Here is a 13,139-nt window from a genome sequence, read left to right as displayed (position 1 = left end):
GTGACAGGTCTCAAAGTGGGTCTAGTGGATCGAGCTTGAAATGCCGGCTGGGCGCACCTGCGGCCTTGAATCGAGCCTTGCCGCGCGCCTCGTCGTGTTCGGTTTCGAGGAAGAACTCCATGCGGTTGCCGTCGGGGTCGTTGAAATACACGCCATGGCCGATTTCATGGTCGGTGATCTTCACCACCTCGACCCCTTTGCCGAGCAACATGCCGTAGAGCTGGCGCAGGGTGGTCATGTCGCCGGCGATTTCGAGGCCGTAGTGCTGCAACCCGAGCCCGCCCTGATGGGCGCCAGGGTCTGCACGAATCAGGGCGATATCGTGGTGCTTGCCGCCAAACGCCATCATCACCCAGCTTTCGCCTCGGGCACTTTCGTGCATGCCCAGAACGTCGGCGTACCACAGCGCCGACACGTCCGGGTCACTGACGAAGAGCGATAAATGAGTCCGCAGAATCTCGACCTTCATGGCGCAATTCCTCAGTGTTTTCCGACGATGGATTGATGCCCGGCCTTGATCTGCGCCACGGCAGGCGTCCACAGCACATCCGCGATCTCACTGAATTCGCGCCAATGCTTCTGCCAGCCATCGCCACCGTTGTCGGAGGTGAACAAATGCCCGTACTTGGTCCCCGCCACTATCTGCCGAGGGTTGGCCGGGTTGAACGCAACCCCCCAGATGCACGAGTTGGGCTGCTGCGGCAGGGGCAGCACGGTCCAGCTGAGGGCGGCATCACGCGACACCAGGATTTTGCTGGTGGTGCCCGGCGTGCCGTCGGAAATGCTCAGGTACAGCTCGTTCTGCGTGCCCAGCGGTGCGTTCATCGCCCGCAGGTAATACAGGCCAAAGGCTTCGCGGCCGATGATGCCGGTCCAGGTCAAGCCCTCGTCCTCGCTGCGGTATACCGCGTTGACGCACACCACCACGATGACTTTTGCCCCATGGTTGGGCAGCACCACGATGTTGTGGATGTCCGAGTTGTAGTCCCACAGCAGGCGGTCGTCGACCCGCGTCCAGGTGTCGCCGCCATCACGCGAATGGAACAAACCGCCTTCCTCCAGGCCGAACCAGAGCTGGTTGCGGTCGGTGGGGTCGTAGGCGAAGGCCAGCAGCCGTGGGCGGCTGACGCCGTCGCAGAACTCCGGGATTTCCACCGGCGCGCGGTCCCAGCTCAGGCCACCGTCCAGGGTGCGCCACAACACCGCCCGCGACGGCGCACCGGTGCCGACGAAGATGCGCTGGGCATCCTGCGGGTCGACTGCGACCTTCCACACGGTCTGGCCATTGAACGGCGAATCGATGCGCTCCCAGCGCCCGCCTGTGTCATGGCTGACACACAGCCCCACATCGGTACCGGCATAGATGCGCTCGGGGGTGTCCGGGTGCATGCTCAGCGAGCGTGTGATTGCATCGAATTCAAGGTCCTGCCCGAGGCCCAGGCGGTGCCAGGTACGGCCATCGTCCGCACTGCGGATCACGGCCTGGCCAACGGTTGCGACCAAAAGCGTTCCGTTACTCATCGCTGCTGCTCCTCAGATGTAGATACCACGGGTCAAACCGCCGTCGATGCCAATCGACTCACCGGTCACGGCAGCGGCCTTCGGCGAGGCCAGGAACCCGATCAACCAGCCCATTTCGATGGGTGCCAGGGTGCGCCGGATCGGCGTTGCGTCGATGTATGCCTGCTCGACCTGCTCAGGGGTCTTGCCTTGCTTGATCCCTTCGCGCTCGTAAAGCTCCTGGATGTGCGGGGTATCGACCACACCTGGGTGAATCAGGTTGACCGTGATGCCCGAGGCGCCCAACTGGTCGGACAAGGCTTTGGTCATGTGCGCGATGGCCAGGTTGCGCATGCCCGACAGCACTTTGCTGCTGCGCCCGGTGAGGCCGCCGATGTTGATGATGCGGCCAAAACCGCCCGCCTTCATGTGCGGGGTCACCGCCTTGGCGCAGCGGAAGTAACCGATGACCTTGGTGTTGAGGTCCGACAGCAGCTCGTCGTCGCCGGCGTGCTCGATGTCGTTGCGCACCACGCCCGACGGCGCGGCAGCGCCATTGACCAGGATGTCGATGCGGCCGAAGTGCTTGTGCGCGGCCTCGACCATCTCCGATACGGCGGTCATGTCGTTGGTGTCGCAGAACAGCGGCAGGACTTCATTGCCGGTCTGCGCGCTGATTTCTGCCGCCGCCTCTTGCAGGAACGACATGCGCCGCGCGCAGATCACCACCTTGCAGCCTTCCTCGGAAAGAAAACGTGCCACTTCCTTGCCGATGCCCATGCCGCCGCCGGTGACAATGGCCACACGGCCTTTCAATTCCAGATCCATAGCAACAACCTCTTGTGATTGATCGATTCAAGCCAGGTCGACGAACACGCTTTTGGTTTCGGTGTACGCGTCGATCACGTTTTTGCCCATTTCCCGGCCCCAGCCGGATTGCTTGTAGCCACCGAACGGCGACGCCGCGTCGACCACGTTCCAGCAGTTGACCCACACCGAGCCGGCCTTGAGCTGCGCAGCCACGCGGTGCGCCGAACGCAGGTCGCGCGTCCACAGGCCGGCCGCAAGCCCGTAGGGCGAATCATTGGCGCGCACCACCAGCTCATCGATTTCGCTCCAGCTCATGACCGTCAGCACCGGCCCGAAGATTTCTTCCCGGGCCACGCAGGCGCGATCGGCGCGGTCGAGGAACACGCTGGGCGCCATGAAGTGGCCGCGCTCAAGCTCGGCTGGGCGCTGCCCGCCGCAGATCAGCTCGGCGCCCTCCTCCTGGCCCTTCTGCAAATAGCCTTTGACGGTGTTCAATTGCCGCTCGGAAACCAGCGGCCCCATGCTGCTGCGCGGGTCCAGGCCATTGCCCAGCACGTGGGCCGCCGCGTGGCGCTGCAGCTCCTCGAGCACCTGGTCAAGCACGCTGTCGTGCACGTACAGCCGCGAGGCCGCCGTGCACACCTGGCCCTGGTTGTAGAAGATGCCGTCAGCGGCACCTTTGGCGGCACGCACAATATCGGCGTCGGGCAGGATGATGTTCGGCGACTTGCCACCCAGTTCGAGCGAGACTTTCTTCATGTTGCTGGTCGCCGCCTGGGCGATCAGCCGGCCCACCTGGGTGGAGCCGGTGAAGGCGATCTTGTCGATGTCGGGGTGCTGGGCCAGCGGCGCCCCGGTTTCGGCGCCGAGCCCTGTGATCAGGTTGACCACGCCTGCCGGGAACCCGGCCGCCTCGATCAACTGCACCAGGCGAATCGCCACCAGCGGGGTCTGCTCGGCAGGTTTGAGCACCGCCACGCAACCGGTCGCCAGCGCCGGGCCAAGCTTCCATACACACATGTTCAACGGGAAGTTCCACGGCACGATCAGCGCACACACACCAACCGGCTCGCGCAGGGTGTAATTGAGCATCGGCGCGCCGCTGGCCGGCGACACCGGCAAGGTGCTGCCTTCGATCTTGGTCGGCCAGCCGGCGAAGTAACGCAGGATCGTCGCGGCACTGGCCGCCTCACCCCGCGCTGCCGCAATCGGCTTGCCGTTCTCCAGGGTGATCAGTTGCGCCAGCTCCTCACGGTGCAGGTCTACCAGGTCTGCCAGACGGAACAGCAGCAAGCCCCGCTGGGCCGGCGATTGCAGCGCCCAGGCCCCGGTGAACGCCGCAAGTGCGGCGGCTACTGCTGCGTCCACATCGCGCGAATCGCCTTGGGCGACTTCAGTGAGGGTTTCTTCGGTCGCCGGGTTTTCCACGGCGAACCGACGGCCAGAGGCCGCGTCCTGCCAACTGCCGCCGATGAACAGGCGCCCAGGTTGCGACAAAAACGCCTTCACCACCGGCAATACGTCGAACTGCTTCATCATCAACTCCTTCACAGCACCATTTCGATCAGGCAAGGGCCACCGTCGGCACTGGCATTGGCCAGTGCCCGTTGCAGCTCTGCGTTGGTATTCACGGTGCAGGCCGGTACGCCGTAGCCCTTGGCCAGCGCCTTCCAGTCAACCCGCGGGTTATCCAGCACGGTCAGGCGCTGGGCCTGCGGGTCCAGTTCGGTCATGCCGAAGCGCCGCAGCTCGTTCTGCAGGATCGCGTAGCGGTGGTTGGCGGCGATCAGGATCACCACCGGCAGTTGCTCGCGGGCGATGCTCCACAGGGTCTGGATGGTGTATTGGGCGCTGCCGTCCGATTGCAGGCAGAACACCCGGTTGCCCGGCTCGGCCATGGCCGCGCCAAAGCCCACCGGAATACCCTGGCCAATTGCCCCGCCGGTATTGGTCAACACCCGATGCCGCGCCGCGCGGGCAGAGGCGGTGAAGAACGGGTAGCCGCAGGTGCCACCTTCGACCGACACGATGCTGTCGTGGGGCAAGGCGGCCGCCAGCACCTGGCCAATGGATTGCGGCGTGAGTTCGGCGTGACCGGGCGGCAGCTCGATGCCTTCGGGGGTCGGCACGTAGGCCGGTGCGCCCAGGGCATCGGCCAGTGCGGCCAGGGCGCCTGCAACATCGTCACCCACATCGGCCAATGCCAGCAGGCGCTCGCGCTCGGCCAGCCGCGATGGGATGCCTTCGTAGCCAAAGTAGCTGATCGGCTCTGGCACACCGGCGCACACCACATGGTCGTACTGCTCGAGGATTTCGATGGCCACTTCGGGGAAGTACGGCAGGCGATCGAGGTCCGGCAAGCCGCCACCGCGGTAGCTCAGGCGCGGGAAGGTTTCGGCGAACAAGCGCACGCCGGGCAACTGGGCCAGGCGCCCTGCCGCTTCCAGGCCCGCCACCGACAAGCCTTCGTCGCCGACGATGAACACCAGGCGCTGGCCATCGCGCAGGGCCTTGGCCACGGCCTCGACCCGGTCGCTGGCAAAGCGGCGAACCGGCGCACGCAGCGGTGCGAATGCACCGGCATGGCTGACCTGGTGGGCCTGCAGGTCCATGGGCAGGATCAAACTGGCAATCTGGCCTTTCGGCTGCCACGCGGCGCGCACGGCCTCTTGCAGGTCTTCACCGATGCCCGCGGCGGTGCGCGAGGTGCGCACCCAGCCCGACACCGCGCCGGCCAGGGCCTGGATGTCGCTGGCCAGGGGCGGGTCGTAGTTGACGTGCCAGGAGGCGTGATCGCCGATCACGTTGACGATGGGGGTATTGGCCCGACGGGCGTTGTGCAGGTTGGCGATGCCGTTGGCGAACCCAGGCCCCAGGTGGGTCAGGGTCATCGCCGGGCGCCCGGCGATGCGGCCATAGCCATCCGCAGCGCCTGTGCACACCCCTTCGAACAGCGACAGCACAGGCTTCAGAGCAGGTGCGCTGGCCATGGCAGCCACCAGCGGTATCTCGGTGGTGCCGGGGTTGGCGAAGCAGTATTCGATCCCGCTGGCCGCTGCGGCATTGACTATCAGTTGCGCACCGTTCATTTCTCGCCCTCTTGCTTGAGCATTTGTGTTGATGAGATTTATCACACACAGAATCATTCTACACAAGAGATAAAACATGTTTTTTCTCATTTTGCGAGATTTAGGCAAATTTTCTGACCGACATACGCCGCACAAGATTGCGTTTTCCGCTGGCTGCGGTAGTGTTGCGACTGCGCAGCGCGCCGCGCGGTGGACCCAGTGGGTACCGGGACAGGCGAGCGCCCTTCCCTTGCCCTTAGGAACACGATGAGCAGCCTGAGCAAATTGTTGAGTGTGCTGGACCTTTTCGGCCCGCAGACGATCACCCTCGACCCAGACACCATTGCCGAGCGCATGGGCCTTTCACGGGCGACCGTGTACCGCTACGTCAAGGAGCTGTGCGATGCCGGCTTGCTGACCCGCGTGGACGCGGGCAGTTATGGCCTCGGGCCACGGGTGATCGAGCTTGACTGGATGATGCGCCAGTACGACCCCATCCTGCTCGCCGGGCGCGAGCTGATGCACGCGCTCTCGGCGCAGACGGGCCTGGCGGTGTTCGCCAGCGTGTTCTACGACGGGCGCATCATCAACACCTACATCGCCGAACCCACCGACACCTACCACTTCGCGTTCGGCCGGGGGCAGCCCTTGCCGTTCTTCAAGGGTGCGCAGTCCAAGGTGTTGATCGCGTTTCAGAAGGGGCGCCGGTTGCAGCGATTGTTCGAGGAACACATGGCCAACGACCCGACCTGCCCGTATGACTGGGCAGGGTTTTCCAAGGCGGCAAAAAAAATCCGCAAGGACGGTTACTGCCTGACCCACGACGAACTCAATCTCGGGCTGACCGGTATCGCCGCGCCGATTCTGCAGCCGAATATCGATGATGTGATCGGCAGTTTGTCCGCCGTGGGCCCGACCCAGAGCTTCAAGTTGCTGCGCCAGGAAACCGTGGTCGAAATGGTCATGGACACCACCCGGCGCATCGCTGAAAACATGCGCAGCCCACTGGCGTCCGGGCCCGTCTGACCGGCCCGACTGCCGCTGACGGTCCTACATCTGCGCATAACTTGTTGATTTGGCGGAATCTTGTGGGAAGGGGTTTACCGGAGTGCCGGACCACCGCGAAGCAGGCGACTCGGTGGATGGCACCGGCTGCGCCGGTGTTCGCGGCTAAAGCCGCTCCCACAGAGCCCTTCTAAATCAACAAGTTATGTTTGGTTCTATCAGAGACCACTTAGCCCTGCGGGCCGGGGATCTACTGCTGGGCCTTGCGTACAAACAACAATTGCTGCCCAGTGAACTCCAACAGCCCTTCAAGCCCGAACTCCACCCCAAACCCGGACATCTTGCTACCACCAAACGGCGTGTTCGGCTGGATCTGGGCGTGGCAGTTGACCCAGGCCACGCCACTCTCCAGGCGGCTGGCCAAGGCCTGCGCCTGCTCGACATCCGGGCCCCAGACCGAGCCACCCAGGCCCATGTCACCACCATTGGCACGGCGCAATACATCCTCGATATCACGGTAGGCGATCAACGGCAACACCGGGCCGAACTGCTCCTCATCGACCAGGCGATGCCCGTCGGTGACATCCGCGACCAGCGTCGGCGGGAAGAAAAAGCCCGGCGTCGGCAACCGCTCACCCCCACACAACACCCGCCCACCCAGGGCGCGGGCATCGGCCACCAACGCCTCCACCCATTGCAACTGCTCAAGGTTCTGCACCGGCCCGAAGGTGACACCCGCCTCAAGGCCATTGCCCACCACCTGCCGCTTCGCGATCTGGGTCAGTGCATCGGCCAGCGCCTGGTACTGCGACTCGTGGATATACAGGCGCTTGAGCGCCGCACAGGTCTGGCCCATGTTCAGGAACGCAGCCTGGAAAATCGCCTCGGCGACCTCGTCCACCGGCGTGCCCGGCAGCACGATGCCCGCATCGTTGCCGCCCAGCTCCAGGGTCAGTCGCTTGAGGTTGCTGGCAGCACCACGCATCACGCTTTGCCCGGTGGCCGTGGAGCCGGTGAACACGATTTTCTGGATACCGGGGTGTGCAGTGATCGCACTGCCAAAGCCCTGTTCCCCGGTCACGCAGTTGATCACCCCATGGGGCACGTGGCGGGCGATGATGGCCGCCAGGCCCAAGGTACTCAGCGGCGTCAGGCTGGAGGGTTTGCTGATCACGCAGTTGCCAGCGCGCAGCGCCGGCATGATGTGCCACACCGCGATCATGAACGGCCAGTTCCAGGGCGTGATCGAGGCCACCACCCCCAACGGCTTGCGATGCAACTCGACGCGCTGCGTCGGGGTTTCTTCTACCAACTCCACACTCAGTTCCTGGCCGGCCGCGTAGCGGGTCCATGCCGCCGCCCCCATGACCTCGGAGAACGCAAGTTCCAGGGGCTTGCCTTGTTCCTGCACGATCAAACGCGCCAGCGGCTCGGCCTCGTGTTCGATATCCGCAGCAATCGCCAGCAGACGTTCCTGACGCTGCGCGTGGCTGCTGTAGCGCCAGGTCTTGAATGCTGCCTGCGCCGCCTTGACCGCCTGATCGAGTTGCGCCAGCGAACCTGACGGGCATTGGGCAAATACGGCGGCGGTGGCGGGGTTCAGCACATCGAAAACGCCATTCTCACCGTCGACCTGACGTCCATCGATGAGCATCTTGTAGCTGTCCATCTTCAACTTCCTTTGCTGTATTGCCGAGCCAGCCCCCAATGGCGCTGGCTGTAAATGATCGACCCAGGTTTCACACCAGGTAGCGGGTCAGAGTTTGTGGCTGCCCAAGGCGATGAAGCGTTGTGGCGAGAGCTTGCGCAGCCTGACGGCAAGCACCACACCTACGATCAGGGCCAGCGGAATGACCGCACAGAGGCTGTAGGACAGCAGCTGGCTGGCGCCGGTCAGCACATCGAAATGCACCACCGCCAGCACCAGCACCGCCAGGAACGCCAGGCACGAGAAGCCGGGCAGGATGCGCCCACGCCAGAGCCGGACACCGTGGGCTGGGTTGCGGTGGAAGTAAACGCATACAGCCGCCGAGGTCATCCCCATCAGCAAGATCACGCACAAGGTGGCCAGGTTGGAGAACCAGGCGAACAGTTGCAGGATCGGGTCGGCGTCCATCGCTGCGAAAATCAGGATCACCACCGCGGCGATCAGGCTCTGCAGCGCCGACCCCATGTGCGGGCTCTGGTGCTTGCGGTGGGTGGTACCCAGCAGGCTGTGCAGCAGGCCGTCGCGGCCAATGGCATAGAAGTAGCGAGCCGCAGCGTTATGGAAGGCCAGCAACCCGGCATAGATACTGACCATGAACAGTACGCGAATGACTTGCGTCAGGTAGGGGCCGACATAGTGGTCCGACATACCGTAGATGAACGTGGTGGGGTCTTGCAGCGATTGCAGCAGCGGCACGATCTTGTCCGCCCCCACACCCACTACCATCGACCATACCGACAACGCGTAGAACCCGCCGATCAGCAACACCGAGCAATAGGTGGCGATCGGAATGGTGCGCTGCGGGTTCTTGGCTTCTTCGCCATAGATGGTCGTGGCCTCGAAGCCGATGAACGCGGCGAAACAGAACAGCAAGCCGATCGACGGCGTACCGCTGAACACCTGTTTGCTGGTGAACGCGTCGAGGTTGATGCCGCTGTCGCCACCGCTTTTGAGGATGGCAAAATCCAGGATCAGAATGGCCAGGTATTCAGCGATCACCACCACCGACAGCACCCGCGCCGACAGGTCGATCTTGCGGTACCCGAGAATGGCGATACTCACCATGGCCAACAGCGAGTACGACCACCACGGCATGACCCAACCAAACAGGCTTTCCATGGTGCCGCTGACCACCCCGCCGAACATGCCGTACAAGCCGACCTGCAGGATGTTGTAGGCGAACATTGCCAGCACCCCGGCAGCACCACCGGCCTGGCCTCCCAGGCCACGCGAGGTGAATGCATAGAAACCACCGGCATTGACCACGTGCCGCGCCATGGTCGTGTAGCCCACCGAAAAGGCCATCAGTACCGCCAGCGCCAACAGCAGCAACGCCGGGGTGCCTGCGCCATTGCCCAGCATGATGCCGATGGGGAAACCACCGGCGATCACGCTCAGCGGGCTCGCCGCCGACACCACGAAGAAAATGATGAAGCCCACACCCAGGGCACCACGCTTGAGCTCCGTTGAGCCGTTGACTGGCATAAATACGCTCATTTTTTTGACCTTGTTGTATGAGGCAGTCGCTAATAGGGTAGCCCGCGCAAGAAAGGCTGGAGCCGGCTCTGCACGGTGTTCAGGTAGCACGCTGGCTTTGATCCTATGCCCGCCTGCAGAGCCCTCGCTATCCCAAATCGGTAACTTAAAAAACGCCCTCAAGCCGGCGCCGACCCAACCGCGTGCAGGCTGGCGAAGGTTGCCGATTCGGGATACGCCCCCTGTGCCCGGTGACCGCATGCTAGCCGCGCCCGGCGCTGTGTCCTGACGCTGGCCGCACAACAAGAGCAAGGGCCGATCTGCCGCCCATCGATGCCAAAGCCCCCACCAGGAAGCCCGACGATGCGTTCACTTCACCTTACCCTTCAATGGCGTATCGCCCTGCTGAGCGGGCTGTGCCTGCTCGGCGTGGTTGGTGTGCTGACCGCCGCCAGCGTGCACCAGACCCAAAACAGTGCAGCGGCACTCAACGCCCTGAGCATCCGCCTGCTCGAACAGGCTGCGCAGCAGCGCTTGCAGGCCCAGGCCGCTGCCCATGGCCAGCAGGTAGAACGCTTTTTCGACCAGACCGCGCTGTACGGCGAAGGGTTTGCGCAACAGGTCCTGCTGCTGCGCAAACAAGCGCTGGAGGGCCGCCTGACGCCCCAGCAGCTGCGCGGCGCGATCATCCAGGCCGCCCGCGAAGCCCTGAAGCGGCGCGACAACGTGCTCGGGCTGTACGTGATCCTGCAACCCGATGCGCTGGGCGCAACCGATGCCGGGTGGCGCGACCGGCCGGACGTCGCCGCCAATGAAACCGGGCGCTTTGCCTTGTACTGGTCGCAAAGCCAGCCTGGGCAACTGGTGCAACAAGTGCTGAGCGAGGCGCAGATCGATGCCAACACCGCACCACCCGGCAGCCCGCCGCTGAACGTCTGGTTCAGTTGCCCGCAAACGCAAAAGCGTACGTGTGTGGTCGAGCCCTACACCAGTGAGGTAGAAGGCCATCAAGTGCTGATGAGCAGCGTGTCGGTACCGCTGATCGCAGACGGTGAGGTGCTCGGTGTCGTGGGTATGGACGTAAGCCTCGACACGCTGCAGAAGCTCGCCGCAACCCTTGGCCAGGGCATTTACCAGGGCAACAGCGAAGTGACCATCGTTTCGACCTTGGGCCAGGTGGCCGGGCGCAGTGGTACGCTCGAGGGGGCCAGCCTGGACGTCAGCCAGAGCGTGCAGCCGGTGGCCGGCGAACAGCCTTGGCAACTGCAGATCAAGGTGCCGCAGGCACTGGTGCAGGAGCCGGCCCTGCACATGCAGCGCGAGCTGGATGACCAGCGCCGCGCCTCCAACTGGCTCAACCTCGGGCTAGGCATCCTCGCCAGCAGCCTGGGCATTCTGCTGATCTGGCTGGCGGCGTACAGCGTGACGCGTCCGCTGGTCAAGATGGCCGGTCTGCTCGATGCCATCGTCGACGGCGACGGCGACCTGACCCAGCGCCTGCCAGCCGGGCGCCGCGACGAACTGGGCAAGCTCTCCCATGGGTTCAACCGCTTTCTCGATGCCTTGCAGCCCATCATTCGTGACATTCAGACCGCCTCGGTCGATACCCGCAACAGCGCCGACCTGTCATCGGTGGTGGCCCAGGAAGTCAGCACCGGCATGCAGCGCCAGTACCAGGAGGTGGAGCTGGCCGCTACCGCACTGCACCAGATGAGCGCCAGCGCCCAGGAGGTGGCCCGGCATACCACCCGCGCGGCCGACGCCGCTACCGCCGCAGAAAACGCCAGCCGCTCCGGCCACCTGGTGTTCTCGAGTACCGAGCGCAGCATCGTCAGCCTCGATCAACAGTTGAAGGACACGCTCGCGCAGGTCAATGCCCTGGCCAGCAGCAGCACTCAGATCGGCCAGGTACTGGACGTCATCAGCAGTATTGCGCAGCAAACCAACCTGCTGGCCTTGAACGCCGCCATCGAGGCCGCCAGGGCCGGCGAACAAGGGCGCGGCTTTGCCGTGGTGGCCGATGAAGTCAGGCATCTGGCCAGCAACACCCAGCGCTCGGTCGAACAGATCCGTGAGGTGATTGAAACCTTGCAGCGTTCAAGCCACGAGGTGGCCGGCAGTACCCAGCTGATTCACCAGCAGGCCGAAGACAGCGTGCTGCAAGTGCAGCAAACCCGGCTGGCCCTCGAGAACATCGCCAACGCCGTGGACATGATCCAGCAGATGAACCTGCAGATCGCCAGCGCAGCCCAGGAGCAAAGCTGCGTGGTCGAAGACATCAACCAGCGGGTGTGCCATATCCGTGGCATCAGCGAGACACTGACCCTGCGCATGACCGATGCCTCCTCGGCCAGTACCGCCCTGCATCGACTGGCCCATCACCAACAACAACTGGTCGGCCACTTCCGTGTGTGAAGGGCTGCGCTCAGCGCTGGCTGATCTGCTCGATCAGCCGGTGTGGTCAGCTCAGTGGTCTGGCGCTGAGCGCCGCACGAGGCGTGTGGGACGGCAACTCGGCGAACAGGTCCTGGTACTCCTCGGCAAAATGGCTCAAGTGATAGAAGCCCCACTGGCCAGCCGCATCGCCAATCGACAGCTCGTTGGCGCGAGTCGAGATCAGCGCTCGGCGCACACCGTTGAGGCGCACCGCGCGCATGTAATTCAGCGGCGTGGTTTCGGCCACCGAACGGAAGCTGTTCTGCACGGTTCGCCGGCTGATCTGCAGGCGGTTGCACAGGTCGATCACACTGGGCGCGTCGATGACCTGCGAAACCGCCATGCGGTGGCATTTTTCGACGATGAAACTGCGCGTCGAGCTGGGGCTGCGCTGTTGCTTGTCACAGGCAGGGTCGGTCATCAGTTGCAACAGCTCGTCGAGCATGGCTTGCTCCAGCGCCACCTCGCCCGGGCTGCCGAGGTCGTCGTTGACCAAGGCCTCGGAGAACAACCCGAGCAGTCGGCGGCGAACCTGTGCGAAGCGTTGCGGTGACACCCGGATCACTGGCTGACGCAGCAGTACCTTGAGCTGACGGGCGAATGCCGTCTGCTCCAGCGCCTGCTCGAACAGTTCTCGCTCGAAGGTGATCGACAGCAGCTCCATGCCCATTGGCATATGGAACATGAACTCTTCACCGCCATTGAGGAAGAACAGGCTGCTGTCATCCACCTCCCGGCCCTGCATGCGCACCGATCCGGGCACGCTGATGGGGATGGCGAAGCACATCTTGTCGCGAGGGGCCACGCCGTTCTGCACCACACGCTGGTTGATCTGCTCGAGAAACACATGGCAACCGGATGTCGTCATCTGCTTGAGCGAGCACTCCGCGGAGCCTGCGGTCAACTGGCTGTAGTCCTGGTTCCACTGCTGCACAGTGGCCGCATGCACATGGATGTCATGACAATGGCTGATCGTCTGGGTCTTCATGGGATCAGAGGCCTCTAACAGCATTATTTTTGTGAGGTTGCGTGGTGCACAACCTGGGTCGCCGTATTGCTCAATAGTCGCACATTATGAGATTTATGCAAATATTCAGCGTGCTGTGCAGGCACAGCTCGCTCAAGTGCCAATTCGG

Annotated in this window: 10 protein-coding genes and 1 pseudogene; 3 read left to right on the top strand and 8 right to left on the bottom strand. The window is 63.7% G+C overall.

All coding sequences use genetic code 11. From position 1 onward, the window contains the following. Positions 1-10 precede the first annotated feature (10 nt). The 5 genes from ACPFMA_RS12875 to ACPFMA_RS12855 are packed head-to-tail and all read right to left on the bottom strand — an operon-like array spanning position 11 to position 5,399. Positions 11-469, bottom strand: a complete 459-nt coding sequence (locus ACPFMA_RS12875; RefSeq protein ID WP_425930415.1) for a VOC family protein — start codon at positions 467-469, stop codon at positions 11-13. Between the two features lie 11 nt (positions 470-480). Beyond that, positions 481-1,521 (bottom strand): VPS10 domain-containing protein, encoded by a 1,041-nt coding sequence (locus ACPFMA_RS12870; protein ID WP_425930414.1) that lies wholly within the window; start codon positions 1,519-1,521, stop codon positions 481-483. Between the two features lie 12 nt (positions 1,522-1,533). Continuing rightward, positions 1,534-2,328 (bottom strand): SDR family NAD(P)-dependent oxidoreductase, encoded by a 795-nt coding sequence (locus ACPFMA_RS12865; protein WP_425930413.1) that lies wholly within the window; start codon positions 2,326-2,328, stop codon positions 1,534-1,536. A 27-nt stretch (positions 2,329-2,355) separates the two neighbouring features. Further along, complete coding sequence (locus ACPFMA_RS12860; RefSeq protein ID WP_425930412.1) at positions 2,356-3,846, bottom strand: aldehyde dehydrogenase family protein; 1,491 nt, start codon at positions 3,844-3,846, stop codon at positions 2,356-2,358. Positions 3,847-3,857: 11 nt separating this feature from the next. Continuing rightward, the gene (locus tag ACPFMA_RS12855; RefSeq protein WP_425930411.1) at positions 3,858-5,399 is read right to left on the bottom strand and encodes an acetolactate synthase large subunit; all 1,542 of its coding nucleotides are present in this window, start codon (positions 5,397-5,399) and stop codon (positions 3,858-3,860) included. 246 nt (positions 5,400-5,645) lie between these two features. Here ACPFMA_RS12855 and ACPFMA_RS12850 point away from each other — a divergent pair, with 246 nt between their 5' ends. Beyond that, positions 5,646-6,404 (top strand): IclR family transcriptional regulator, encoded by a 759-nt coding sequence (locus ACPFMA_RS12850; RefSeq protein ID WP_425930410.1) that lies wholly within the window; start codon positions 5,646-5,648, stop codon positions 6,402-6,404. Between the two features lie 229 nt (positions 6,405-6,633). On the opposite strand, the gene ACPFMA_RS12845 is transcribed toward ACPFMA_RS12850, so the two are convergent. Further along, positions 6,634-8,052, bottom strand: a complete 1,419-nt coding sequence (locus tag ACPFMA_RS12845; RefSeq protein ID WP_425930409.1) for an aldehyde dehydrogenase family protein — start codon at positions 8,050-8,052, stop codon at positions 6,634-6,636. Between the two features lie 87 nt (positions 8,053-8,139). Next, positions 8,140-9,588: an APC family permease gene (locus ACPFMA_RS12840; protein WP_425930408.1), complete on the bottom strand. Its 1,449-nt coding sequence runs from the start codon at positions 9,586-9,588 to the stop codon at positions 8,140-8,142. A gap of 312 nt (positions 9,589-9,900) precedes the next feature. On the opposite strand from ACPFMA_RS12840, the pseudogene ACPFMA_RS12835 reads away from it, so the two are divergent. Together ACPFMA_RS12835 and ACPFMA_RS12830 are read left to right on the top strand one after the other, a co-directional pair. Further along, a pseudogene (locus ACPFMA_RS12835) lies at positions 9,901-11,124 on the top strand (HAMP domain-containing protein); the annotation flags it as partial. Between the two features lie 102 nt (positions 11,125-11,226). Continuing rightward, positions 11,227-11,982: a methyl-accepting chemotaxis protein gene (locus tag ACPFMA_RS12830; RefSeq protein ID WP_425930595.1), complete on the top strand. Its 756-nt coding sequence runs from the start codon at positions 11,227-11,229 to the stop codon at positions 11,980-11,982. A 46-nt stretch (positions 11,983-12,028) separates the two neighbouring features. On the opposite strand, the gene ACPFMA_RS12825 is transcribed toward ACPFMA_RS12830, so the two are convergent. Then, entirely contained in the window at positions 12,029-12,991 is a 963-nt protein-coding gene (locus tag ACPFMA_RS12825) for a helix-turn-helix domain-containing protein (protein ID WP_425930407.1), read from the bottom strand. Positions 12,992-13,139 lie beyond the last annotated feature (148 nt).

This window comes from Pseudomonas sp. NyZ201, assembly GCF_049860765.1.
In the GTDB taxonomy this organism is placed as follows: Bacteria; Pseudomonadota; Gammaproteobacteria; order Pseudomonadales; family Pseudomonadaceae; genus Aquipseudomonas; species Aquipseudomonas bharatica.
Note: the sequence above shows the minus strand (reverse complement) of the source record. Positions and strands in the feature narration are given on the sequence as shown.

Bases quoted from the DNA above. Each gene is read 5' to 3' on its own strand.
- ACPFMA_RS12875 (WP_425930415.1), bottom strand. From the start codon at position 469: ATGAAGGTCGAGATTCTGCGGACTCATTTATCGCTCTTCGTCAGTGAC.
- ACPFMA_RS12870 (WP_425930414.1), bottom strand. From the start codon at position 1,521: ATGAGTAACGGAACGCTTTTGGTCGCAACCGTTGGCCAGGCCGTGATC.
- ACPFMA_RS12865 (WP_425930413.1), bottom strand. From the start codon at position 2,328: ATGGATCTGGAATTGAAAGGCCGTGTGGCCATTGTCACCGGCGGCGGC.
- ACPFMA_RS12860 (WP_425930412.1), bottom strand. From the start codon at position 3,846: ATGAAGCAGTTCGACGTATTGCCGGTGGTGAAGGCGTTTTTGTCGCAA.
- ACPFMA_RS12855 (WP_425930411.1), bottom strand. From the start codon at position 5,399: ATGAACGGTGCGCAACTGATAGTCAATGCCGCAGCGGCCAGCGGGATC.
- ACPFMA_RS12850 (WP_425930410.1), top strand. From the start codon at position 5,646: ATGAGCAGCCTGAGCAAATTGTTGAGTGTGCTGGACCTTTTCGGCCCG.
- ACPFMA_RS12845 (WP_425930409.1), bottom strand. From the start codon at position 8,052: ATGGACAGCTACAAGATGCTCATCGATGGACGTCAGGTCGACGGTGAG.
- ACPFMA_RS12840 (WP_425930408.1), bottom strand. From the start codon at position 9,588: ATGAGCGTATTTATGCCAGTCAACGGCTCAACGGAGCTCAAGCGTGGT.
- ACPFMA_RS12830 (WP_425930595.1), top strand. From the start codon at position 11,227: ATGCAGCGCCAGTACCAGGAGGTGGAGCTGGCCGCTACCGCACTGCAC.
- ACPFMA_RS12825 (WP_425930407.1), bottom strand. From the start codon at position 12,991: ATGAAGACCCAGACGATCAGCCATTGTCATGACATCCATGTGCATGCG.